Annotated in this window: 18 protein-coding genes; 14 read left to right on the forward strand and 4 right to left on the reverse strand. The window is 66.0% G+C overall.

The features are described from left to right. Positions 1-47 precede the first annotated feature (47 nt). Entirely contained in the window at positions 48-1,067 is a 1,020-nt protein-coding gene (hrcA, locus tag G5S42_RS26790; RefSeq protein WP_026227992.1) for a heat-inducible transcriptional repressor HrcA, read from the reverse strand. 210 nt (positions 1,068-1,277) lie between these two features. Here hrcA and G5S42_RS26795 point away from each other — a divergent pair, with 210 nt between their 5' ends. Both G5S42_RS26795 and recN read left to right on the forward strand, forming a co-directional pair. Further along, positions 1,278-2,180, forward strand: coding sequence for an NAD kinase (locus G5S42_RS26795; RefSeq protein ID WP_176109501.1), 903 nt, complete (start codon positions 1,278-1,280; stop codon positions 2,178-2,180). Between the two features lie 63 nt (positions 2,181-2,243). Then, on the forward strand, positions 2,244-3,911 hold the full coding sequence (gene recN / locus G5S42_RS26800; RefSeq protein WP_176109502.1) for a DNA repair protein RecN: 1,668 nt from the start codon (positions 2,244-2,246) through the stop codon (positions 3,909-3,911). A gap of 112 nt (positions 3,912-4,023) precedes the next feature. On the opposite strand, the gene glnE is transcribed toward recN, so the two are convergent. After that, on the reverse strand, positions 4,024-6,822 hold the full coding sequence (glnE, locus tag G5S42_RS26805) for a bifunctional [glutamate--ammonia ligase]-adenylyl-L-tyrosine phosphorylase/[glutamate--ammonia-ligase] adenylyltransferase (RefSeq protein ID WP_281375065.1): 2,799 nt from the start codon (positions 6,820-6,822) through the stop codon (positions 4,024-4,026). A 261-nt stretch (positions 6,823-7,083) separates the two neighbouring features. Between glnE and G5S42_RS26810 the strand changes: the two genes are divergently transcribed. From G5S42_RS26810 to G5S42_RS26835, 6 genes are all read left to right on the forward strand, one after another. Continuing rightward, entirely contained in the window at positions 7,084-11,337 is a 4,254-nt protein-coding gene (locus tag G5S42_RS26810; RefSeq protein WP_176109504.1) for a YhdP family phospholipid transporter, read from the forward strand. Positions 11,338-11,486: 149 nt separating this feature from the next. Next, entirely contained in the window at positions 11,487-12,347 is an 861-nt protein-coding gene (locus tag G5S42_RS26815; RefSeq protein ID WP_176109505.1) for a carbon-nitrogen hydrolase family protein, read from the forward strand. Between the two features lie 87 nt (positions 12,348-12,434). Next, entirely contained in the window at positions 12,435-13,901 is a 1,467-nt protein-coding gene (gene tldD / locus G5S42_RS26820; protein ID WP_176109506.1) for a metalloprotease TldD, read from the forward strand. Between the two features lie 339 nt (positions 13,902-14,240). Then, positions 14,241-15,314: a 3-deoxy-7-phosphoheptulonate synthase AroG gene (gene aroG, locus G5S42_RS26825; RefSeq protein ID WP_176109507.1), complete on the forward strand. Its 1,074-nt coding sequence runs from the start codon at positions 14,241-14,243 to the stop codon at positions 15,312-15,314. Between the two features lie 201 nt (positions 15,315-15,515). Continuing rightward, a complete protein-coding gene (locus G5S42_RS26830) occupies positions 15,516-15,860 on the forward strand; it encodes a type II toxin-antitoxin system RelE/ParE family toxin (protein WP_176109508.1) in 345 nt (114 codons plus the stop codon). Further along, the gene (locus G5S42_RS26835; RefSeq protein ID WP_008923434.1) at positions 15,857-16,189 is read left to right on the forward strand and encodes a helix-turn-helix domain-containing protein; all 333 of its coding nucleotides are present in this window, start codon (positions 15,857-15,859) and stop codon (positions 16,187-16,189) included. Before G5S42_RS26830 ends, G5S42_RS26835 begins: the two co-directional genes overlap by 4 nt. A 62-nt stretch (positions 16,190-16,251) precedes the next feature. On the opposite strand, the gene G5S42_RS26840 is transcribed toward G5S42_RS26835, so the two are convergent. Then, complete coding sequence (locus G5S42_RS26840; protein ID WP_176109509.1) at positions 16,252-16,806, reverse strand: cob(I)yrinic acid a,c-diamide adenosyltransferase; 555 nt, start codon at positions 16,804-16,806, stop codon at positions 16,252-16,254. 222 nt (positions 16,807-17,028) lie between these two features. Between G5S42_RS26840 and G5S42_RS26845 the strand changes: the two genes are divergently transcribed. From G5S42_RS26845 to proC, 6 genes are all read left to right on the forward strand, one after another. Next, entirely contained in the window at positions 17,029-18,447 is a 1,419-nt protein-coding gene (locus tag G5S42_RS26845; RefSeq protein WP_176109510.1) for an FAD-linked oxidase C-terminal domain-containing protein, read from the forward strand. 129 nt (positions 18,448-18,576) lie between these two features. Beyond that, the gene (locus G5S42_RS26850) at positions 18,577-20,070 is read left to right on the forward strand and encodes an FAD-linked oxidase C-terminal domain-containing protein (RefSeq protein ID WP_176109511.1); all 1,494 of its coding nucleotides are present in this window, start codon (positions 18,577-18,579) and stop codon (positions 20,068-20,070) included. 181 nt (positions 20,071-20,251) lie between these two features. Beyond that, complete coding sequence (gene glcE / locus G5S42_RS26855; RefSeq protein ID WP_018431890.1) at positions 20,252-21,340, forward strand: glycolate oxidase subunit GlcE; 1,089 nt, start codon at positions 20,252-20,254, stop codon at positions 21,338-21,340. Between the two features lie 8 nt (positions 21,341-21,348). Continuing rightward, positions 21,349-22,575, forward strand: coding sequence for a glycolate oxidase subunit GlcF (gene glcF, locus G5S42_RS26860; RefSeq protein ID WP_176109512.1), 1,227 nt, complete (start codon positions 21,349-21,351; stop codon positions 22,573-22,575). 36 nt (positions 22,576-22,611) lie between these two features. Further along, positions 22,612-23,334 carry a YggS family pyridoxal phosphate-dependent enzyme gene (locus tag G5S42_RS26865; protein WP_176109513.1) on the forward strand — a complete coding sequence of 241 codons (723 nt, stop codon included), beginning with the start codon at positions 22,612-22,614 and terminating at the stop codon, positions 23,332-23,334. A 76-nt stretch (positions 23,335-23,410) separates the two neighbouring features. Beyond that, positions 23,411-24,226: a pyrroline-5-carboxylate reductase gene (proC, locus tag G5S42_RS26870; RefSeq protein ID WP_176109514.1), complete on the forward strand. Its 816-nt coding sequence runs from the start codon at positions 23,411-23,413 to the stop codon at positions 24,224-24,226. 132 nt (positions 24,227-24,358) lie between these two features. On the opposite strand, the gene ubiA is transcribed toward proC, so the two are convergent. Beyond that, positions 24,359-25,222: a 4-hydroxybenzoate octaprenyltransferase gene (gene ubiA / locus G5S42_RS26875; RefSeq protein ID WP_176109515.1), complete on the reverse strand. Its 864-nt coding sequence runs from the start codon at positions 25,220-25,222 to the stop codon at positions 24,359-24,361. Between the last annotated feature and the right edge of the window lie 199 nt (positions 25,223-25,421).

Consider the following 25,421-nt stretch of genomic DNA (forward strand, 5'->3'; position numbering starts at 1 on the left):
ATGGCCGGCACGGGCTGCGATGACGGCGGCGCCGCGGAGCGCGAGGACTACTGCTGGCTGAGCGTCATGGACAACAGCCGCGCGGTGATGTCCACGATCGGAATCACGCGGTTGTAGGCCATGCGGGTCGGTCCGATCACACCGAGCGTGCCGACGATCTTGCCGTTCACCTCGTACGGCGCGGTGACGACGCTCATTTCCTCGATCGGCACCAGCGTCGATTCGCCGCCAATGAAAATTTGCACACCCGCCGCGTGACTCGACACGTCGAGCAACTGAAGGAGGCTGGTCTTCTGGTCGAACACATCGAACAGCTTGCGCAGACGCGCCATGTCCGACGAAAGATCGGCGACTTCGAGCAGATTGCGCTCGCCGGAGATAAGCACAGTCTCGCCGGTATCGGATTCGTCGGTGCTCGCGGTGACGGCCGCGTGCATCAACGAGGTCATGTCGCCGCGCAGCTCGTCGATTTCCTCGCGCAGGCGGCGGCGCACTTCGTCGAACGAGAGGCCCGCGAAGTGCGCGTTGATGTAATTGGAGGCTTCCACCAGCTGCGAAGGCGAAAAGTCGCGCTGGGTGGCGAGGATGCGGTTCTGCACGTCGCCTTCGGGCGTCACGATGATCAGCAGAATGCGCTTGTCGGACAGGCGCATGAATTCGATCTGCTTGAATACGTGGCTGCGGCGCGGTGTGAGCACCACGCCGGCGAACTGCGACAGGTTGGACAGCACGCTCGCCGCCGCGGCGACGATCTTCTGCGGCTCGCCCACCTGCAGCGTGGTTTTGACCGCGCGCATCACCGCTTCTTCGTCGGCGGCGGACTCGACCGTCAACATCGTGTCGACGAACAGACGGTAGCCGCGCGGCGTCGGAATGCGCCCCGCCGACGTGTGCGGACTGATCACGAGCCCCAGATCCTCGAGGTCCGACATCACGTTGCGGATCGTGGCCGGGCTCAGCTCGAGGCCCGAGTAACGTGACAGCGTGCGCGAGCCGACCGGCTGACCTTCAGCGATGTAGCGCTCGATCAGCGTTTTGAGGAGGGTTTGTGCGCGAGGATCTAGCATGACGAAAAATTTTAGCTCAATGGCATCGCAGCCGCGAGCGCCCGCGGCACCCGCTCCCGGCAAATGCGGCGCCGTCAGCGGGCGCGCATGTCATCGGGTCTTCACCATTCTAACGATAATCGCGACATGCGCAGACGCCCCGCGTGCACCAGCCCGCTACCGGGTTGGCCTGCGGTTCTTTTCAGGCCCTACCTATGGTGTAATGCCGGCATGCAAGTGACCAGCCAGTTCAAGACCGTTGCGCTCGTCGGGCGCAGCAATACGCCAGGCATCGGCGAGCCGCTGACCGCGCTCGCCGCGTGCATCGCGAAGCTCGGCCTCGAAGTCGTGTTCGAAGCCGACACCGCCGCCGAGATCGGCGTAACCGACTATCCGGCGCTGCGTCCCGCCGAGATCGGCGCGCGCGCCGACGTCGCCGTGGTGCTCGGCGGCGACGGCACGATGCTCGGCATCGGTCGCCAGCTCGCGCCATATCGCACGCCCTTGATCGGCATTAACCACGGACGGCTCGGCTTCATCACCGACATTCCGATCTCCGACATGCGCGAGATCGTGCCGCAAATGCTGTCCGGCAATTTCGAGCGCGAGGAGCGCCTGCTGCTGGAAGCGCGCATCGTGCGCGACGGCACGTCGATCTATCACGCGCTCGCGTTCAACGACGTGGTGGTCAACCGTAGCGGTTTTTCGGGCATGGCGGAGCTGCGCGTGTCGGTCGACGGCCGCTTCATGTACAACCAGCGCTCGGACGGCCTGATCGTCGCGACGCCGACCGGCTCGACCGCGTACGCGCTGTCGTCGCAGGGGCCGATCCTGCATCCCCAATTGCAGGGCTTCGTGCTCGTGCCGATCGCGCCGCACGCGCTGTCGAACCGGCCGATCGTGCTGCCGGACGACTCGAAGGTCAGCATCCAGATCGTTTCCGGGCGCGAAGTGAACGTCAATTTCGACATGCAGTCGTTCACGTCGCTGGAGCTCGGCGACACGATCGAGGTGCGCCGTTCGCGTCACACGGTGCCAATGCTGCATCCGGTCGGCTACAGCTATTACGCGACGCTGCGCAAGAAGCTGCACTGGCACGAGTACCCGTCGCACGAAGAAGACCCGAGGCCGTAAGCGGCGCTTTCAAGCCCGCGCCGCCGCGGCCGCCACCCGAATCCAAGCTACCCGACGACCTCCATGCTTCGCCACCTCTCGATACGCGACTTCGTCATCGTCGCCGCGCTCGACCTCGAATTCGACAGCGGCTTTACCGTTTTCTCGGGCGAAACCGGCGCCGGCAAATCGATCCTGATCGACGCGCTCGCGCTCGCGCTAGGCGCGCGCGCCGAGGCGAGCGTCGTGCGCACCGGCGAGAGCCGCGCCGATATCACCGCGGAGTTCGAAACGCACGCGCAGGTCGATCAATGGCTCGACGCCCAGGCGCTCGGCGCGGCCGACGACGGCCAGCACGGCGGCACCGTGATGCTGCGGCGGGTGGTCGACGCGAACGGCCGCTCACGCGCGTTCATCAATGGCACGGCCGCGACGCTCGCGCAGCTGCGCGAGGTCGGCGAGATGCTCGTCGATATTCACGGCCAGCATGCGCACCAGTTGCTGATGCGCCCGGACGCGCAGCGCGAGCTGTTCGACACGCACGCGGGCCTGTCCGACCTGGCCGCCGCCGTGACACGCGCGTGGCGCACGTGGCGCGACAAGGCGCAGGCGGTCGAGCACGCGCAAACTCGCGATCGCGAGCTGCAACTCGAACGCGAGCGACTCGCGTGGCAACTCACCGAACTCGATAAGCTCGCGCCGCAGCCGGGCGAATGGGAAGAGGTCAACACCGAGCACCGGCGGCTGTCGCATTCCGCGAATCTGATCGACGGCGTGCAGGGTGCGCTCGGCGCCCTGTCCGAGTCGGACGACGCGATGATCACGCATCTCGGCTCGATCGTGTCGAAGGTGCGCGACCTCGCGGAGATCGACCCGGCGCTGAACGACGTGCTCGCCGCGCTCGAACCCGCCGAGATCCAGTTGCAGGAAGCCGCGTATTCGCTGAGCCACTACGCGCAGAAGCTCGAGCTCGATCCAGAGCGGCTCGCGCAGGTCGAAAAGCGCCTCGACGCGCTGCACTCGGCCGCGCGAAAATTCCGTCTGCAGCCCGAGACGCTGCCGGAAGAACACGAAGCGCGCCGCAAGCAATTGGCCGCGCTCGACGCCGCCGCCGACCTCGACGGCCTGCGCGCCGCCGAGGCGCAAGCGAAGGACGCGTTCGTCGCCGAGGCTAAAAAACTGTCGAAGGCACGCGCCAAAGCGGGCAAGGCGCTCGGCGAGGCGGTCACGACCGGCATGCAGGAACTGTCGATGAAAGGCGGCAGCTTCGAAGTCGCGCTGGTGCCGTTGCCCGAAGGCGGTGCGCATGGGCTCGAGCAGATCGAGTTCCGCGTGGCCGGTCACGCCGGCGTGCCGCTGCGGCCGCTCGCGAAAGTCGCGTCGGGCGGCGAACTCGCGCGTATCAGTCTCGCGCTCGCAGTGATCGCGAGCGCGGCCAGCCCGACACCGACGCTGATCTTCGACGAAGTGGATACGGGCATCGGCGGCGGCGTGGCCGAAGTGGTCGGGCGGCTATTGCATCAACTCGGCGAGGCGCGCCAGGTGTTGTGCGTGACCCATCTGCCGCAGGTCGCGGCGCGCGGCGATCATCATTTCCAGGTCGCCAAGATGAGCAACGGCACCGGCGGCACGCTCAGCAGCGTGACCTCGCTCGACAAGGCGAGCCGCATCGAGGAAGTCGCGCGCATGCTCGGCGGTCTCGAAATCACGGCGACCACGCGCAAGCACGCGAAGGAAATGCTGGCCGCCTGAGATTGCGCCATGCGCAGCTCACCGCACACGGCCTGAGTGGGATTGGCCGGGACGTCACACAGATCCCGGCCGCGCATGATGCGATAGCGCTACGCGAAATGCGTAAGCGCCATTACCCAAACACCCTCTTCCACAACGCCAGCACCGCCTCGCGCTCGGCCGCGACCAGCGCCGGATCGACCCGCGCCTTCTCCATCCCATCGAGCCGCAGCGTGTGCTGCAGCTTGCGATAGCGCCGATAGGCAGCGCCGACCGTCTCGGCTTCCGCTTCGCTCATCAGCCCGAAACGCGACACTTCGCGCAGCAGCGCGATATTGCCGGTATTGCGGATCAGTTCGGGATCGCGCGCCGCATGCAGCAGCACCCAGTACTGCACGGTAAACTCGATATCGACCATGCCGCCGCGGTCGTGCTTCAGGTCGAATAGCGCCGGCGTCTGGTTCGGGTGACCCGCTTCGACACGCGCGCGCATCTCGACAATCTCTTTCGCGAGCGGCGGCGCTTCGCGCGGTGTCGTCAGCACCTGTTCGCGGATCGCCTCGAACTTCGCGCCGATCTCCCGATCGCCCGCACAGTAGCGGGCCCGCGTCAGCGCCTGATGCTCCCACACCCACGCGGTATTCGCCGCGTCGCCTTCGCGCAGCTGGTAGCGGCGGAACGCGTCGAGATCGGTGACGAGCAGGCCCGACTCGCCGTTGGGCCGCAGCCGCAGATCGATGTCGAACAAGGTGCCGGCGCCGGTCGCGGTGGTCAGCCATGTGATTAGGCGCCGCGTGAAGGTGGCGTAGACGTCGGCCGCGGCATCGTCGGGATCGTCATACAGGAAGATCAGGTCGAGGTCCGACGCGTAGCCGAGCTCCTTGCCGCCGAGCTTGCCGTAGGCGATCACCGCGAAGCGCGGCACGTCGCGGTGACGTTTGGGCAATTGATTCCACACGGCTTCGATCGTCACGTCGAGCACCGCGTCGGCGAGCTCGGACAGTCGGTCGCTGACGTGCTCGACGGACAGCTTGCCGGCAAGATCGATCAGCAGAATGCGGAACACCTCGGCATGATGCGCGTGGCGCAGCAGATCCATCTGCTGCTCGACGCCGTCGGCGGCGGCGAGCCGCAAACGCAACGTACGCTTGAATTCGGGCCAGTCGAACGGGCTGTTGATCGCCTCGCCGTCGAGCAGTTCGTCGAGCAGTTGCGGATGGCGGATCAGATAGCCGGCCGCCCAGCGCGAGCCGCCCAGCACCGACAGCACCTGATGCAGCGCCTGCGGATACTCGGTCAAGAGCGCCAGATACGCGCCGCGCCGGCTCACCGCTTCGAGCAGATCGAACAGGCGCGCGACCGTATCGCCGCGCCGGCCGGCCGGCTCCAGCGTGCGCGCGGCTTCGAGCGCGCGCTGCGCGACGATGTCGAAGCGCTGCCGGCTGCGCTCGTTCAGGCCCGTGTAGCGCGACGAGCGCCACACCGCCTGCAGCCGCGCGAGCAACTCGCCGGGTTCGGCCACACCGAGTTCGATGAGGCGCGCGCGCAGCGCGTCGTCAGCGCTATCGTCGGCGAGCGCACTGCTCCACACCCACGCGGCCGCGCCGTCCTCGGGCGCGCCGCAGCCGTCGCGGCCGCCCACCTTGTCGGCGAAAATCTGGTCGAACTGCTGTTCGACGAACTCGCGATGCGCGTCGAGCTTAGTCATCAATTCCGGGTAGTCGTCGCAGCCCATCGCGCGCGCGAGCGCCGCGCGGTCTTCGGCATCGACGGGCATCGCATGAGTCTGCGCGTCGTTGCGGTATTGCAGACGATGTTCGAGCTCGCGCAGAAAGCGATACGCCTGCGACAGCTTCAGGCACACCGACGGGTCCATCAACCCATGCGTGGCCGCATGGCGCAGCACGGCGAGCGTCGGCCGCACGCGAAAGCCGGCGTCCTGGCCGCCGCGGATCAGCTGGAACACCTGCGCGCTAAACTCGATTTCACGGATGCCGCCTCGGCCGAGCTTGATGTCGTCGGCCTTGTCGGGGCGCATCGACGCGCGGCGCTGCGCCTCCTGGCGGATCTGCAGATGCAGCGCGCGGATCGCGCTGATCACGCCGAAATCCAGATAGCGTCGATAGACGAACGGCGTGACGATCGCATCGAGCTGCTTCTGCAGCCGCTGCGCCGCGGCGCTTGCGCCCTCAGACACGAGCCGGCCCTTGATCCACGCGTAGCGCTCCCACTCGCGGCCCTGCACGTAGAAATACTCTTCGAGCATGCCGAGGCTGCACACGAGCGGGCCCGAATCGCCGTTCGGCCGCAGACGCATATCGACACGAAACACGTAGCCGTCGGCGGTGACTTCCGCGAGCGCGCCGATCAGCCGCTTGCCGAGCCGCGTGAAGAACTCCTGGGTCGCGAGCGGCGAGCGCTGGCCGCCGGTGGTCTCGCCATCGTCCTCGTAGACGAAGATCAGATCGATATCCGACGACACGTTCAGCTCGCGCCCGCCGAGCTTGCCCATGCCGACCACGCCGAGCGTGAGCCGCTCGCCCTGCTGGTCGCGCGGCTCGCCATATAGCGCTTCCAGCTCGGCGCTCAACACCGTCAGCGCGCGCTGGATCGTCGTTTCCGCGAGATCGGTCATCGCGCCGGTGACTTCGGCGATATCGGCTTCGCCGGCCAGGTCGCGCTCCATCACCGCGCAGAATACTTCGGTGCGCAACTGGCGCAGCGCGCGTTTCAGCGCATCTTCGTTGACCGGCGCACCGGCGGGGCCAGCCGCCTCGGCGCACAGTGCGTCGAGACGCGCGTCGATGCGCTCGCGCGTCAGCGGTTCGTCGGCCAGCGCGCTGACATGCGCGACCAGTTGCGGGCGGGCAGCGGCGGCGCGCGCGGCATAGTGCGAATAGCTGGAACTCAGGAGGGTTGCGTCAGTCATCAAAAATCTGGCTCGCTCGTTGCTTGATCGAATTTGTCCGGCGGTATTCTGACGATGTAGGGGTGTCGTTTCGGGGTCGCTGTCATATCGTTCTATTGTGCAACCGGCACGCGGCGGCAAGCATGCCGAAGCCGGTGCCGAACCGCCTCGCGAATCCCCGTCACCGGCTTTCGGACAGGGTTTGCAGGAAGTCCGCCGACGCTTTCCCGTGTGTTACATTTCGTCGTTAACACGCAAAACTACCATACGCCCAGCCGCCGCAGCATGTCCGAGCGAAACGAATCCGCCGACCCGCAAGCCCCATCGCAGGTCCGGCACGTGAGCGGAAGCGACCACATCGTGTTGCGTCGGACGTTGCGCGTGCTCGCCACGCTCGCACTCGTCCTCTATTTCATCGCGGGCGGAGTGTTTCTGGGTTTGCGCTACGTGGTGCTGCCGCGCGTCGACATGTTCCGGCCGCGCATCGAAGCCGCAGTCTCCGACAAGCTGGGCACCCAATTCACGATCGGCCGGCTCGCGCCGCACTGGAGCGGCTTCCAGCCTGGGATCGACGTCACCAACCTCGTCATCCGCGATCACGACGGCCAACCCGCGCTCACGATTCCGCACGCCACCGCGACGGTATCCTGGCGCTCGCTATGGGAGTTTCATCCGGCGCTGTCGAGCCTGATCGTCGACCAGCCGGACGTGCTGGTGTCGCGCAGCGACGACGGCGTGCTGTCGGTCGCGGGCGTGCCGGTACCGACGCGCCACAGCGGCAACGACGCGCTGTCCACCTGGTTGTTGCGTCAGCAGGCGATCGTCGTGCGCGGCGGCGTGCTGCGCTGGCGCGACGCGACCCGCCACGAGCCCGAACTGGCGCTGCGCGATATCCGCATCGCGATCCTCAATGACGGCCGCGACCACCGCATGGCGCTGCAGGCGCCGCCCGACGGCAGCGTGCTGAAAGGCCCGCTCGACTTCCGCACGCACTTTCGCCACGCGCCGCTCTCCGCGATCGGCAAGCCGATCAACTGGAGCGGCCAGGTGTATATGTCGACGGGCCCGGTCGATCTGCCAACCCTTGCGCGCTACGTCGAATTCCCGATCGAGACGTTCGCCGGCCGCATCGACAATGCAATCTGGATCGACTTCAGCGAAGGCCGCATGAACCAGGCGACCGGCCAGTTGAACGGCAACGACGTCGCGATGCGGGTGCGCCCGACCCAGCCAAAGCTGCTCGTGCCGATCGCCCACTTTCTGTGGCGCGTCGAGGCAGACGACGGCGAGTACCGGCTGCAGTTGTCGGACCTGCGTGCCGAGCTCGGCCAGCCGCCGCTCGAAGACGGCACGCCGCTCACGCGCATCCTGCGCTTCCGGACCCTCGACAGCCGCTACCGGACCGCGTCGCAGCAGCACGGGCAGCTTTTGAGCATCAGCGGCGATCGCGTCGATCTCGGCATCCTCGCCGAATTCAGCCGCGCGCTGCCGTTGCCGCGGCACTTTCTGAACGAACTCGTGCGCATCAATCCGCGCGGGCTGGTCGCGAACTACGTGATCGAGGTCGAGCGCGACAAACCGGAATCCGGAGAAGTGGGCAGCGACCATCGGCCGACGGGTGCAGAGCCGATCGAGCGTTATCGCTTCAAGGGCGATCTGCAGGGCATCAGCTTCGCCGCCCAGGAGCCGGGGCCTGGCCTGACCCCGCGCGGCCACCCGCGCGCCGGCATTCCCGGCATCGAGAACCTGTGGGGCACCGTCGACGCCGACGAAAGAGGCGGCCGCGCGAACCTCGATACGTCCAACGTGGCGATCACGCTGCCAGGCGTGTTCGACGATCCGCGTCTGACGCTCGCGCGTCTGCGCGGCCGCGCCGAGTGGACGATGGGCAAGAAGGCACCCGGCGACACGCGTCCCGCGTTCGCGGTCAAGCTCAACGATTTCAGCGTATCGAACCCCGACGTCGAGGCAAGCGCGACCGCGAGCTACAGCAATCCCGGCCACGGCCGCGGCTCGCTCGACCTGAAAGCCGACTTCCAGCGCGCGCAGGTGACCCGTATCGCCCGCTATCTGCCGACCGCGGTCAGCGAAAAGCTGCGCATTTACCTGGGCCACGGCCTGCAGGCTGGCGTGTCGCGCGGCGGCACGATCGAAGTGCACGGCGACCTGACCAAGTTCCCCTATGCGCGCGACCCCGACGCAGGCCTCTTTCACATCGTCGCGCCGTTCACCGGCGGCAAGTTCGATCCGACGCCGTTCCCGCCGCGCAACATGCGCAACGGCACGCCAAACGTTTGGCCGCCGCTCGACGGCATCAACGGCGTGTTCGAACTCAAGCAGAACGTGCTGCGCTTCGACATCGACCGCGGCCGTTACAAGCGCGTCGCGCTGACCGGCGTGAACGGCCGCATCGACGACCTCGGCACCAAAGGCTCGAACCTCACCATCCAGGGCAACGGCCGCGGCCCGCTCGCCGACATGCTCGACTACGTGAACCGCAGCTCACTCGGCATCATGGCGCGGCATCAGACCGAAAAGATTCGCGCGGAAGGGCCCGCGTCCCTCGCGCTGAAGCTGACGATCCCGCGTACGCCGAAGCCGCATGTCGGCGTCGAAGGCGCGCTAGGCTTCCTCAACAATCGCCTGAGCGTGAGCAATGCGCCGCCGCTGTCGCGGCTGAACGGCCGGGTGCACTTCACCGAACGAACGGCCGAGGTCGAGCGGCTCTCCGGACAGTTCCTTGGCGGCGACGTGCATGCGAACGGCGGCTTGCGGCAAGACGGCACATACGCGCTCGCGCTCAACGGCCACGTCGCCGTCGATGCCGCGCGCGAGCTGCATCCCCCCGGCGCGGCCGCGCAGGTGCTCACGCATATGAGCGGCAGCGCGCCTTATGCGTTGCGCGTCGCCGGCGCGAGGGGTCGCCTGCCGCAGGTCAGCGCCAACTCGGACCTGAGCGGCCTCGCGCTCGATTTTCCAGCGCCGTTCAAGAAGCAGGCCGGCACACCGATGCCGCTGCATTTCGCGGTCAATCCGTCGACGGTGCCGGGCGAAGCCGGCCTCGAACGCGCCGACCTGACGCTGGGGCCGGTCGCCGCCACGTATCTGCTGCGCTATCGGCCGAGCGCGCAGCCGCGTACGCCACCGACCGTCGTGCGTGGCGCGATCGGCGTGAACCGGGCGGTCGAGCTGCCGTCCGAGGGCGTGGTCGCCGCGGTGGACATCAAGGAGTTCAACGCGGATGCCTGGCGCGCGCTCGCCGCGCAGTTGCGCGCGGGCGCGGCCGGCGCGAATGGCGTGAACGGCGGCGCGAACGGCGGCAATAGCGCAACCAACGCCAGCAGCGCGACCACCCCCGCCGCCGCGCCGAATCCGATGCTCACGCAGTTCCTGCCGAACCGCTTCGCGCTGCACATCGACACGCTGACGCTTCTCAAGCGTCACTGGGACAACGTGATCGTCGGCGCGTCGCACATGGACCGCACGTGGCAGGCGAACATCGCGTCGAATCAGGTGTCCGGCCACGTGTCGTGGCTGCCGGGCGTGACCCGCGAATCGCCGGGAGAACTGCAGGCGCGCTTCGCACGCGTCGTGATTCCATCGGTCGCGGACAAGGACCTGCTCGGCCCGGCGATGTCGGCGCCCGCGCTGAACATGCCGTCGATCGATCTGGTCGTCAACGAGCTGATTGTGCACGACCGCAACGTCGGCCGGCTCGAGGTCGAAGCGCACAACTACGACGAGAACGGCGTGCCGGTGTGGCAGCTCGACAAGCTCGACGTGACGAACCCTACCGCGACGCTCACCGCGACCGCGAACTGGCGCACCTCGACCGAACTGCCCATCTCGGCCGACGAGGCCACGCCGCGCCGCACCGTGTTCGATTTCAAGCTCGACATCAAGGACGCTGGCGCGATGCTCGAGCGCTTCGGTCTGCCGAGAACGCTCAAGGGCGGCATCGGCTCTATCCAGGGCAAGGCCGTGTGGCAGGGCGGCCCGACCACGATCGACTATTCGACGCTGAACGGCAACCTCGCGCTCGATCTGCGCCACGGCCAGATCCTGAAGGTCGATCCAGGCGTCGCAACGCTGCTCGGCGTGCTGAGCCTGCAAAGCCTCGCGCGCATCGCCACGCTCGATTTTCGCGACGTGCTCGGCGAGGGCCTGCCGTTCTCGAGCGTGACCGGTACCGCGCAGATTCATGACGGCATCGCCCGCACCGACAACTTCAGGATGGTGACCGCGCCGGCCCGCGCCGAAATGGTGGGCTCGGTCGACATCGCGCAGAGAACCCAGAACCTGCACCTGCACGTGATACCGACCGTCAGCGCCGGCTCCGCGGTGATCGCCGCGACGATCATCAATCCGCTGATCGGCCTCGGCGCGCTGGTCGCCGATATCGCCTTCACACATGGGGTGTCGCACGTGTTCGCGCGCGACTACGCGATCACCGGTTCGTGGTCCAAACCGCAGGTTCAGCGGGTGACGGGCGAACGGGGTAAGATTGACGCTCCGGCTTCGACCGTGGAAGCGCACTGAGCTTCGGTTTCCCTGGCGCCGCTGTCTCGTTCCACGCGGCCGCTCGTGCCGCTCTGCCAACTCGATGCGCCAACGGGGCCGAGCCAGCCCAGAACCATGCGGTGCCCGCGCTTCATACCGCCGCCCGCCGGGAGTCTTTCGACACGCTCATGAGCGAAACACACGTCACATCATCCGCATCCGCCGCAACGTCCGGCTCTGTCGCCAGCCCCTTTCGGGTCGCCGCGCTGCAGATGGTCAGCACGCCGGATCGCGATCGCAATCTCGCCGACGCAGAGCGCCTGATCGCCGAAGCCGCCGCCGACGGCGCGCAGCTCGTGCTGCTCCCCGAGTATTTCTGTTTCATGGGCTTCAAGGACACCGACAAGCTCGCCGTGCGCGAGCCGCATCGGGATGGCCCGATCCAGCGCTTTCTGGCCGACGCCGCGCGCCGCCACCGGCTCTGGGTGATCGGCGGCACCCTGCCGCTGAATGCGCCGGAGGCGTCGCGCGTGCTGAACACGACGCTGGTGTTCGACCCGCTCGGCAACGAAGCCGCGCGCTACGACAAGATCCACCTGTTCAACTTCGAAAAAGGCGATGAATCGTTCGACGAAGCTCGCACGATCCGGCCCGGCACCTCGGTGCAAAGCTTCGAGGCGCCATTCGGCCGGGTCGGCCTGTCGGTCTGCTACGATCTGCGCTTTCCCGAGCTGTACCGGCGCATGGGCGACTGCGCGCTGATCGTGGTGCCGTCCGCGTTTACCTACACGACCGGCCGCGCGCATTGGGAGCTGCTGCTGCGCACCCGCGCGATCGAAAACCAGTGCTATGTGCTCGCCGCGGCGCAGGGCGGCAAACATGAAAACGGCCGCCGCACCTGGGGCCACAGCATGCTGATCGACCCGTGGGGCGAGATCGTCGCGGTGCGCGACGAGGGCGCCGGCGTGGTCGCGGGCAACCTCGAACGCGCGCGCATCGACGAAGTGCGGCAGAGCCTGCCGGCATGGCGTCACCGCGTGCTGACCTGAAACCGACATTGAAACTGCCGCGCCTGCCATGCATATACCGACGCAGGCGCTCCCCGACCCCTTCGTATCGAGCAGAACATACTTCGCATGAACATCATCGAACCCGGTATCCGTAATCTCGCCGCCGCCAAGGACATCCTCCTCACGCCCTATGGCCTCGACGAGTCGCTGCTCACGCGCACGCTCGCCGAAATCTTCACGCACCGCGTCGACTACGCGGACCTGTACTTCCAGACCACCCGCAGCGAAGCGTGGAGTCTCGAGGAAGGCATCGTGAAATCGGGCAGCTTCAGCATCGACCAGGGCGTCGGCGTGCGTGCCGTGTCGGGCGACCGTACCGCGTTCGCCTACTCGGACGACCTGTCGCCCGAAGCGATCCGCCAGGCGGCCATCGCCACGCGCGCAATCGCCAAGGCGGGCGGCGGCAAGCAGAAGATCAAGGTGGCGTCGTCGCTGACCGGCATCGCCGGACGCGATCTGTACCTGCCGTCCGACCCGCTGCATTCGCTCGACGCCACCGCGAAGGTCAAGCTGCTCGAGCGCATCGAACAGATGGCGCGCGGCCGCGATCCGCGCATCCAGCAGGTGATGGCGGGCTTGGCCGGCGAATACGACGTGGTGCTGGTCGCACGCAGCGACGGCGGCTTCGCGGCCGACATCCGGCCGCTCGTGCGCGTGTCGGTCACCGTGATCGCCGAGCAGAACGGCCGCCGCGAAATCGGCAGCGGCGGCGGCGGCGGACGTTTCGACTACGGCTATTTCACCGATGAAGTGCTGTCGCGCTATGTCGACGATGCGGTGCACGCGGCCCTCGTCAATCTCGACGCGCGTCCGGCGCCGGCCGGCGCAATGACCGTCGTGCTCGGCCCGGGCTGGCCCGGCGTGCTGCTGCACGAAGCGATCGGTCACGGGCTCGAGGGCGACTTCAACCGCAAGGGCTCGTCGGCGTTCGCGGGACGCATCGGCGAACAGGTCGCCGCGAAGGGCGTCACCGTGGTCGACGACGGCACGCTGCCGAACCGCCGCGGCTCGCTCAATATCGACGACGAAGGCAATCCGACCCAGTGCACGACGCTGATCGAGGACGGCATCCTGAAGGGCTACATCCAGGACACGCTGAACGCGCGCCTGATGAAGATGCCGGTCACCGGCAACGCGCGGCGCGAATCGTACGCGGCGCTGCCAATGCCGCGCATGACCAACACGTACATGCTCAACGGCGACAAGGACCCGCAGGAAATCCTCGCGTCCGTGAAGAACGGCCTGTATGCGGTGAACTTCGGCGGCGGTCAGGTGGACATCACGAACGGCAAGTTCGTGTTCTCGGCCTCGGAGGCATACATGATCGAGAACGGCAAGATCACGTATCCGGTCAAGGGCGCGACGCTGATCGGCAGCGGCCCGGAATCGCTGAAGTACGTCACGATGATCGGCAACGACATGAAGCTCGATTCGGGCGTCGGCGTGTGCGGCAAGGAAGGCCAGAGCGTGCCGGTGGGCGTCGGTCAGCCGACGCTGCGCATCGAGAAGATGACGGTCGGCGGCACGGCCTGATTGGCACGTGAATGCACGATTCGCGCACGCAAAGCGCGAACCGTGCGGGTTTTCCGCATTTTTCGACGTCCCGGCTTGTCAGCCGAGCCTGTACCGGGTTATAAAGTCACTCACCTTTTTTGACCAGCGACGCATTCACTTCGCCATGTCCGCCAAGTTTTATTTTTACTTTTTTTGGTATCTCAGACCGCTGGCGGATCGAGAGGGGTGTTAGTACACGCAGGACACCGAGAATTCCCGAAAAACCGCCAGCTAGCCTGGCGGTTTTTTTTCGCCTCACGCATTTCGATACCTATTTGACCCACGCGAACACGCTACGAACCGATTCAGGAGAACCACATGCCCCCGCACAATACCGACGATGTCCGCATCCGCGAATTGAAGGAACTCACGCCGCCCGCTCACCTGATCCGCGAGTTTGCTTGCGACGAGACGGTGTCCAACGTGATCTACGAATCGCGCACCGCAATGCATCGCATTCTGCACGGCATGGACGACCGTCTGATCGTCGTGATCGGCCCGTGCTCGATTCACGATCCGAAGGCCGCCATCGAATACGCGGGACGTCTGATCGAGCAGCGCAAGCGCTTTGCCGGCGAACTCGAAGTCGTGATGCGCGTGTACTTCGAAAAGCCGCGCACGACGGTGGGCTGGAAGGGTCTCATCAACGACCCGCACATGGACAACAGCTTCAAGATCAACGAAGGCCTGCGCACCGCGCGCGAGCTGCTGCTGCGGATCAACGAACTCGGTCTGCCCGCCGGCACCGAGTACCTCGATATGATCAGCCCGCAGTACATCGCAGATCTGATCTCGTGGGGGGCGATCGGCGCGCGCACGACCGAATCGCAGGTGCATCGCGAGCTGGCTTCGGGACTGTCGTGCCCGGTCGGCTTCAAGAACGGCACGGACGGCAACGTGAAGATCGCCGTCGACGCAATCAAGGCCGCCTCGCAGCCGCACCACTTCCTGTCGGTCACCAAGGGCGGGCACTCGGCGATCGTATCGACCGCGGGCAATGAGGACTGCCACGTCATTCTGCGCGGCGGCAAAACGCCGAACTACGACGCCGACAGCGTCAATGCGGCCTGCGCGGACATCGGCAAGGCGGGTCTCGCCGCGCGTCTGATGATCGATGCCAGCCATGCGAACAGCTCGAAAAAGCACGAAAACCAGATTCCGGTGTGCGCGGACGTCGGCCGTCAGATCGCCGCGGGTGACGAGCGCATCGTTGGCGTGATGGTGGAGTCGCACCTCGTCGCGGGTCGCCAGGATCTGAAGGAAGGCTGCCAGCTCACGTACGGCCAGAGCATTACCGATGCATGCATTGGCTGGGACGAAAGCGTCGCCGTGCTCGAAGGCCTTGCCGAAGCGGTCAAGCAACGCCGCGTCGCGCGCGGCAGCGGCAACTGAACGCCTGCCCCGCCGCCATCGCGGGGGCTTGTCGGTAGTCCGTAGAAAACCCGGTTCGATTTCGAACCGGGTTTTTTATTGGCCATTCGGACGAATGGTACTGAGCCGGCCGCCTCGCTATCGTCATAGCTCGTTGCCTGGTTGCTTGCACGACTTGACTGGGCTGGAGAGTGCGTATAAGATTTTATACATGAGGTGGCGATGGAGCAGGAAAAAGAAGTTCGCTGGTTAGGCTCCAGCTACCATGATTTGCTTGCTTTTCCCAACGAAGCGCGTCGTCTCGCTGGGTTTCAGCTTCACAATATTCAGTCAGGACTCGACCCTGACGACTGGAAACCGTTCGAGTCTATCGGCGCGGGAACTCGCGAAATTCGCATCAGAGACGAGGACGGTATTTTTCGCGTGATGTACGTGGCCAAATATGCCGAAGCGCTGTGCGTGCTGCATTGCTTTCAGAAGAAAACGCAGAAGCTCGGACTGCGCGACAGAATAATTGCCGAAACGCGCTATCGCGCCATCACTCATTACAGGACCACCCAGCCATGACGATCGACACCAACATTCGTCACGTAACGCGAGCCGGCGCGAACGTGTTCCTCGAACTCGGTTTTTCCGCCGAGGAAGCGAAGCGCCTTCACGCGGCGTCGCAAAAGCAGATCAATGACACGCGGCTGCTCAAGGAACAGTTGATGACCGAGCTGTCCACGTGGATCGAACAGCATCATCTGAAGCAGGCCGAGGCGGCCGAAATTCTGATGGTGTCGCGTCCGCGCGTGTCAGACGTCGTCAACAAGAAAACCACCAAGTTCACGATCGACACGCTCGTTGAAATGCTGAGCCGCATCGGCAAGCCGGTTACGCTCGCCGTCGGTTGAGCGGTTGAGCGTCGGCTCGTGCGAAGCTCAGAACCTATCTATATGCGCATGGGCGTCGCCATTCAAGGCGCGCCGCGATCGTGCTGCCACAGCACGTCGGTGCCGCCGTCCGCGCGATTGAGCACGCGCGCCAGCACGAACAGCAGATCGGACAGCCGGTTCACGTACTGACGCGGCGCCGCGTTCAGCGTCTCGTGTTCGCCAAGCGCGACGATCGCGCGCTCCGCTCGGCGGCAAACGGTACGGCACACATGCGCGAGCGCAGCCGCGCGCGAACCGCCCGGCAGAATGAATTCCTTCAGTGGCGGCAGCGTGGCGTTGTAGTCGGCGAGCCAGCCGTCGAGCTGAGCGAGATGCCGCTCGGTGATCATCGTATGACCCGGAATGCACAGTTCGCCACCCAGATCGAACAGATCGTGCTGAATCGCGACCAGCGCCGCGCGTACATTTTCGGGCAGGTTCTCGCACAACAGCACGCCGAGGTTCGAATTGAGTTCGTCGACGTCACCGATCGCGGCGATTCGCGCGCTGTCCTTGCGCATACGGCGGCCGTCGCCGAGACCAGTAGTGCCGTCGTCGCCGGTGCGAGTGGCGATTTTGCTGAGGCGATTGCCCATAATGTCTCCCCTGTATTCAGTGACGATGCGGCCATCACGTTTGTCCATATTGCGCGCATCGCGAAATCGCCGCCATTATATGAGCGGAAGCCGGCCCAGCGCCTCCTGGCGGGCGAACGGCGTAAAATGAAACAGCTGCTGCAAACAGGCTGTTACCTAAAGAAACTTTCATCGGACCGGAGTAAGCGTTGAAGCGCCAACTCCGCTCGACAGGAGACATGCGTGAACCATCCCGTACCGCCGGCGCCGCTACGCCGGCCGTTTCCCGCCGAATTGCTGAACCAGCTCAAAGCCGCCTTCGGCGATCGGGTCTCCGTTGCCGAAGCCGTGCGTGCGCACCACGGCCGCGACGAATCGCCGTTCGATCCGCAATTGCCTGACGCCGTCGTCTTCGCGCGCACGAGCGAAGACGTGCAAACCGCCGTCAAGCTGTGCGGCCAGTTCGACGTGCCGATCATTCCGTACGGCAATGGCTCGTCGCTCGAAGGACATCTGCTTGCCGTGCAAGGCGGCGTGTCGATCGATCTGTCGGAGATGAACCGGGTGTTGTCGATCAACGCCGAAGACCTGACCGTCACCGTCGAGCCCGGCATCTCGCGCAAGCAACTGAACGAAGCGCTGCGCGACACGGGCCTGTTCTTCCCGATCGACCCGGGCGCGGACGCGAGCATCGGCGGCATGTCGGCGACCCGCGCGTCCGGTACCAACGCCGTGCGCTACGGCACGATGCGCGAGAACGTGCTCGGCCTGACGGTCGTGCTCGCCGATGGCCGCGTGATCAAGACCGGCTCGCGCGCGCGCAAATCGTCGGCGGGGTACGACCTCACGCGCCTGTTCGTCGGCTCGGAAGGCACGCTCGGCGTGATTACCGAAATCACGCTGCGCCTCTATCCGCAGCCGGAGGCGGTGTCGGCCGCGGTGTGCACGTTCCCGTCGATGGGCGATGCGGTGCGCGCGGTCATCGAGACGATCCAGATCGGCGTGCCGATCGCGCGTGTCGAGTTCGTCGATTCGCTGGCGATCCGCTCGATCAATCGCCACTCGAATCTGACGCTGCGCGAAGCGCCCACCTTGTTCTTCGAATTTCACGGCACCGAGGCCGGCGTCAAGGAACAGGCCGAACTCGTGCAGGAAATCGCCGCGCAAAATGCCGGCGAAGGCTTCGAATGGGCGACGCGCCCCGAAGACCGCAGCCGCCTGTGGAACGCGCGTCACAACGCCTATTTCGCGATGCTGCAACTGAAGCCCGGCTCGCGCGCGGTGACTACCGACGTCTGCGTACCGATCTCGCGTCTGGCGGAGTGTGTGGTCGAAACGGAGCAGGATCTGTTGGCGTCACCGCTGCCCTGCCCGATCGTCGGCCATGTCGGCGACGGCAATTTCCACGTCGCGATCCTGATCGATCCGGACAAGCCCGAAGAGCTCGAAGAAGCCGAACGCCTGAACCATCGCATCGTGCAGCGCGCGCTGCGCATGGACGGCACCTGCACCGGCGAGCATGGCGTCGGTCTGCACAAAATGGGTTTTCTGCTCGAGGAGCACGGCGACGTCGCGGTCGACACGATGCGCTCCATCAAGCACGCGCTGGACCCGCGCAATCTGATGAACCCGGGCAAGATTTTCGCCTGGGCGGCGGCCTGATCTACATTGCGAAGGCCGGCCGCGACAAGCCGCCGGCCCGAACACGCAAGTGACGCGAAGCAGGCCGCCCGAAACAGCCGGCTCGAACCTGGAAGCCGGACCGGCGCAAGCCACGAGGAGACAACTCACATGAACGCACCCGCTGAACTGTCGGCCGAAGTCCTCGCGCAGCGTCAGCGCGAAGTCGTGCAGGCGCTGATGGCTGTGTTGCCGACCCACTGTCTGCTGTATCGCGAGGAAGATACCGTCGCGTACGACTGCGACGGCCTCGCCGCGTACCGGCGTCTGCCGCTCGCGGTCGCGTTGCCGGAAACCGAATCGCAGGTGCAGCGCATCGTGCAGATCTGCCATCGTCTCGAGGTGCCCATCGTGCCGCGCGGCGCGGGCACCGGGCTCTCCGGTGGCGCAATGCCGATTCGGCACGGCGTCGTGGTGTCGCTCGCGCGCTTTCGCAAGATCGTCGAGGTCGACCCGTATGCGCGCATCGCGACCGTGCAGCCGGGCGTGCGCAACCTCGCGATCTCCGAAGCCGCGGCACCGTATGGCCTCTACTACGCGCCGGATCCGTCGTCGCAAATTGCCTGCACGATTGGCGGCAACGTGTCCGAAAATTCGGGCGGCGTGCATTGCCTGAAGTACGGCCTCACCGTGCACAACGTGCTGCGCGTGCGCGCGGTGACGATGGACGGCGAGATCGTCGAATTCGGCTCGCTCGCGCCTGACGCGCCGGGGCTCGATCTGCTCGCGGTGCTGATCGGCAGCGAGGGCATGTTCGCGATCGTCACCGAGGTCACCGTCAAGCTGATCCCGAAGCCGCAAACGGCGCAGGTCATCATGGCCAGCTTCGACGATGTCGTCAAAGGCGGCGACGCCGTTGCCGGCATCATTGCGGCGGGCATCATCCCGGCCGGCCTCGAGATGATGGACAAGCCCGCCACGCGCGCGGTCGAGGAGTTCGTCAACGCGGGCTACGACCTCGACGCGGCGGCGATCCTGCTGTGCGAATCGGACGGCACGCCCGAGGAAGTCGCGGCCGAGATCGTGCGCATGACCGCGGTGCTGCGCGAGCACGGCGCTACCCGTATCCAGATTTCGCGCACGGAGGCCGAGCGCCTGCGCTTCTGGTCCGGGCGCAAGAACGCGTTTCCGGCCGCCGGCCGCATCTCGCCGGACTACTACTGCATGGACGGCACCGTGCCGCGCCGAAGTATCGGGCCGCTGCTCGCGCGCATCGAGGAGATGGAGAAAACGTACCAGCTGCGCTGCATCAACGTGTTCCATGCCGGCGACGGCAATATGCATCCGCTGATCCTGTTCAACGGCAACGACCAGGACGAGTGGCATCGCGCCGAGTTGTTCGGTTCCGACATCCTCGAAGCTTGCGTCGAGCTGGGCGGCACGGTGACGGGCGAGCATGGCGTCGGCATCGAGAAGATCAATTCGATGTGCGTGCAGTTCTCGCCCGAGGAGCGCGACACGTTCCACGCGGTCAAGCGAGCATTCGACGCGCCCGGTCTGTTGAACCCCGACAAGGGCATTCCGACGCGGGCGCGCTGTGCCGAATACGGCAAGATGCACGTGCGCGGCGGACTGCTGCCACATCCCGAGCTGCCGCGCTTCTAGCGGTTGGCGTCTGCATCGCGCAGCCACCGTGTGCCGCGCCCGCGCCGATGCGGGCGCGGCCTGCACGGCGATTTGCGCCGCCCCTTCAGACCGATGCCGCGCCCCGTCATGCGGGTGCGCTCCGGCTTGCCAGCGAGCCGCCGCCCGGTACAATCAAACGAAACACAACGAGCAGGACACCATGGAAGAGGACGACATCGTCGCCGTATGGTCCGAACGCGTGCGCTCGGCCAGCGCCGAGGGACGCGCGGTGCGCATCCGTGGCGGCGGCACCAAGGACTGGTATGGCCAGACGCTGGAAGGTGAGATCCTCGACACGCGCGCTTATCGCGGCATCATCGCGTACGATCCGGCCGAGCTCGTGATCACCGCGCGCGCGGGAACACCGCTGCTGGAAATCGAAGCCGCGCTCGCCGAACACGACCAGATGCTGGCGTTCGAGCCGCCGCACTTCGGTCCGCAGGCCACCTTCGGCGGCTGCATCGCCGCGGGCATTTCCGGGCCGCGCCGGCCGGCCGTCGGCGCCGCGCGCGACTTCGTGCTCGGCGCCGTCGTGATGAACGGCCAGGGCCAGGTGCTGCACTTCGGCGGCCAGGTCGTCAAGAACGTCGCGGGTTACGACGTGTCGCGGCTGCTCGCGGGCTCGCTCGGCACGCTCGGGCTGATCCTCGAGCTGTCGGTCAAAGTGCTGCCGCGCCCGCAGGCCGAAGCCACGCTGAAATTCGACATGAATGGCACCGACGCGGTACGCAAGCTCAACGAATGGGGCGGCCGGCCGCTGCCCATCACCGCCAGCGCATGGCGCAACGGCACGCTCGCGGTGCGCCTGGGCGGCGCGGAGGCCGCGGTCAAGGCCGCGCGCACCGGGCTCGGTGGCGAAGTCGTCGATGCGGTCGAAGCCGAGCGCTTCTGGGGCGGCCTGCGCGAACAGACCGACTCGTTCTTTGCAAGCATTCCGCCGAAGGCCGCGCTCTGGCGTCTCGCGCTGCCGTCGATCACCGAGCCGCTGCAGCTGCCCGGCGCGCAACTGATGGAATGGGGCGGCGGCCAGCGTTGGTGGATCACCGACACCGACGCGCAAACCGTGCGCATCAGCGCGAAGCAGGCCGGCGGCCACGCAACCATTTTCCGCAGCGGCCACGGCTACGACCGCAGCGCCGGCGTATTCACACCGCTGCCCGCGCCGTTGATGAAAATCCATCGCGGCCTCAAACATGCATTCGACCCGGCCCGCATCTTCAACCGCGGCCGTCTCTACCCCGACTTCTGAGCGACGCGATGCAAACCAACCTCGCGGACTTCATTCGCAATACCCCCGATGGCAACGAAGCGGACGCCATCCTGCGCAAATGCGTGCATTGCGGTTTCTGCACGGCCACCTGCCCGACCTATCAACTGCTCGGCGACGAGCTCGACGGCCCGCGCGGGCGCATCTATCTGATCAAGCAGATGGTCGAAGGCGCGCCGGTCACGCGCAGCACCCAGGTACACCTGGACCGCTGCCTGACCTGCCGCAACTGCGAAACGACGTGCCCGTCCGGCGTGCAATACGGGCGGCTCGTCGAAATCGGCCGCAAGCTCACCGAAGAGAAGGTCACGCGTCCGCTCAATCAGCGGCTGATGCGGCGGCTGCTCGCGAGCGTGCTGCCGAACAGCGCGATCTTCACGCCCGCGATGCGGCTGGGCCAGCATGTGCGCGGCCTGCTGCCGAAGAAGCTGCGCGACAAGGTCCCTGCGCGTCAACGCCCGCTCGAATGGCCGAGCGCGACACACGAACGCAAGGTGCTGATGCTCGCGGGCTGCGTGCAACCGTCGATGATGCCGAACGTCAACATCGCGACCGCGCGCGTGTTCGACGCGCTCGGTATCGAAACGCTGATCGCGCCCGAAGCCGGCTGCTGCGGCGCGATCCGCCTGCACCTCGGCTACAACGAAGAAGCACTCGACGACGTGCGCGCGAACATCGACGCATGGTGGCCCTACGTCGAACAGGGCGTTGAAGCGATCGTAATGAACGCGTCGGGCTGCGGTGCGACGGTCAAGGAATACGCACACCTGCTGCGCCTCGATCCCGAGTATGCGGAGAAGGCGCGCCGCATCGTCGAGTTGACGCGCGACGTCTCCGAAATTCTGCCCGAGTTCGAAGAACGGCTCGTCGCGATCACGCGCCGCCGCTCGGTACACACGGTCGCGTTCCATCCGCCCTGCACGCTGCAGCATGGCCAGCAGATCCGCGGCAAAGTCGAGCAACTGCTCAGCGCGCTCGGCCTCGAAGTGCGCCTCCCCACCGACAGCCATCTGTGCTGCGGCTCGGCCGGCACCTACTCGCTGCTGCAGCCGCGCCTGTCGTACGCGCTGCGCGACCAGAAGCTCGAGCGTTTGCAGGCGCAGGAGCCGCAGGTGATCGTGTCGGCGAACGTCGGTTGCATCGCGCATCTGCAAAGCGGCACGTCGACGCCGGTCGCGCACTGGATCGAATTGGTCGAGCACATGCTGTCCGTATAATCGGGGCATCGTCTTCGCTGAACACCGGTTCGTTCCATGTCCGATCTGCCTCACCGTTTCTCCGACCACTTCGCTCAGAGTCTCGTCGACGTGCACGAGCGCATCGCCCGCGCCGCGCAAGCGGCCGGCCGCGATGCGCAGTCCGTGATGCTGCTCGCGGTCTCCAAGACGTTTCCCGCCGATGCCGTGCGCGCCGCTCATGCGGCCGGTCAGCGCGCATTCGGCGAGAACTACGTGCAGGAAGCACTCGACAAGATCCAGACGCTCGCCGATCTGCGCGCATCGCTCGAATGGCATTTCATCGGGCCGCTGCAATCGAACAAGACGCGCCCCGTTGCCGAGCATTTCGACTGGGTGCATTCGGTCGATCGGCTGAAGATCGCACAGCGGCTGTCGGAGCAGCGCCCCGACAACCTGCCGCCGCTCAACGTCTGCCTACAGGTCAACGTCAGCGGCGAGGCGTCGAAGAGCGGCGTTGCGCCCGACGAGGCGGCCGCCATCGCGCACCAGATCGCCGCACTGCCAAAGCTGAAGCTGCGCGGACTGATGTCGATTCCGGAACCGGGCGGCGATCTCGAAGAACAGCGCGCGCCGCATCGCAAATTGCGCGAGCTGTTCGAGCGCTTGTGTAACGACGGGCTCGAGCTCGATACGTTGTCGATGGGCATGTCGGCCGATCTCGAAGCCGCCGTGCTCGAAGGCGCGACGATCGTGCGCGTCGGCACCGCGATCTTCGGCGCACGCGATTACTCGCACTGAGCTTTTCCACGGGCCTTGCGCGAACCTGGCTGCGCGAAGCCCTCACCGCATCTCATCTGAAGCTATCCGGACCATCATGAAAATTGCGTTTATCGGCGGCGGCAACATGGCCGCGGCGTTGATCGGCGGCCTCATCAAGCGGGGCGCCGCGCCCGCTGACCTATATGCGATCGATCCGAACGAAGACGCGCGCAAGCGCAACGAGCAGCAATTCGGCATCCGCACCGGCGCGGCCGCCGACGGCACGCTCGCCGACTGCGACGCGGTCGTGCTCGCGGTGAAGCCGCAGATCCTGAAGAGCGTCGCCGAGACGCTGGCGGCGCATCTGCGCGCGTCGCAACTGATCGTCAGCATCGTCGCGGGCATTCGCATCGGCGACATGTCGCGCTGGCTGAATGGCCATAGCCGCATCGTGCGCGTGATGCCGAATACGCCGGCGCTGATCGGCATGGGCGTGACGGGTCTCGTCGCGAGCGGCAGCGTCGACGAAGCGGGCCGCGCGCTCGCGTCGCAGGTGCTCGGCGCGGTCGGCGAAACCGTCTGGTTCGACGACGAAGCGAAGATCGACGCGGTCACTGCGATCTCGGGCAGCGGGCCGGCCTACGTGTTCTATTTCATCGAAGCGCTGCAGGAAGCCGCGCGCCAACTCGGCATGGATGAAGCACAGGGCCGCGCGCTCGCGGTCGCGACGTTCACGGGCGCCGCGCAACTCGCGGCCAATTCCGACGAACCGCCGAGCGTGCTGCGCGAGCGCGTGACCTCGAAAGGCGGCACGACCGCGGCAGCGCTCGCCTCGTTCGACGCGAGCGGCATCAAGGACGCGATCGTGCGGGGCGCACTGGCCGCCGATGCACGGGCGCGCGAGATGGGCGACGAGTTCGGCAAGCAGTAACGCGAACCGGCGTCGAAAAGAATCAGCGGAAACTAACACGCCGTAGCGCGCCTGCCTTTTCTAATTAAGGGCACGCGCGCTACGGCGTGTAGAAACACCAGCGTTTTGAAGCCAGAAAAGCGCGGACGCGAATTAAAACGAGGTCACCGCGTAATGCGCGGCAATCCCCGCGAACAACGCGCCGCCGAGCCAGTTGTTGTGACGGAACGCGGCAAAGCACGGCATGCGCTCGCGATTGCGGATCAGCGTGTAGTGATAGATCGCGCAACCCACCGCGACCGCCCAGCCGAGCCAGTACAGCAGACCAAACCCGAGCGTCAGGCCGATGCCGACGTAAATCCCCAGCGTCACCGCGTAACAGAGCATGACCGCAGCCACGTCGAAGCGACCGAAAGTCAGCGCCGACGTGCGGATGCCGATCTTGATGTCGTCGTCGCGATCCACCATCGCGTATTCGGTGTCGTACGCAACGGCCCAGAAGATGTTCGCGACCAGCATCACCCATGCGAGCAGCGGCACGTGATCCAGCACCGCGGCGAACGCCATCGGAATGCCGAAGCCGAACGCGATGCCCAGATACGCCTGCGGAATCGCGAAGAAGCGCTTCATGAACGGATACGTGCCGGCGACGAACAGCGCGACCACCGACAACTCCTTGGTCAACGCATTGAGTGGCTGGATCAGCAGAAAAGCGATCAGCGACAGCACGGTGGCCAGCACGACCGCCTCCCACGCATTGATCTTGCCGGACGTGATCGGCCGGTTCTCGGTGCGCTTCACGTGGCGGTCGAAATCGCGGTCCGCGTAGTCGTTGATCGCGCAGCCGGCTGAGCGCATCAGCACCGTGCCGAGCGTGAAGATCACCAGCAATTGCCACGACGGATGACCGCCGGAAGCGATCCACAGTGCGTTGAGCGTCGGCCACAGCAGCAGCAGGCTGCCGATCGGTTTGTCCATGCGCACGAGGCGCAGATACAGGGGAAGTCGGGCGAACATGGGACGAATTCGGTGAAGTGCGAACACGGTGCGCCTATTTTACGGGAAGCGCACGGTGGCTCTGAATTCATCTGGCAGCGTATCGAAGTGCCTCGCGCTCGCGCCCCTGCATCACGCGGCGGCGGCGCAAAAAACAAAGCCTCCCGTGCAGGGAGGCTTGTGCGTTTCTGGCACGGCGCGGGTGTTGCCCGCACCTGCA

Source organism: Paraburkholderia youngii, assembly GCF_013366925.1.
In the GTDB taxonomy this organism is placed as follows: domain Bacteria; phylum Pseudomonadota; class Gammaproteobacteria; order Burkholderiales; family Burkholderiaceae; genus Paraburkholderia; species Paraburkholderia youngii.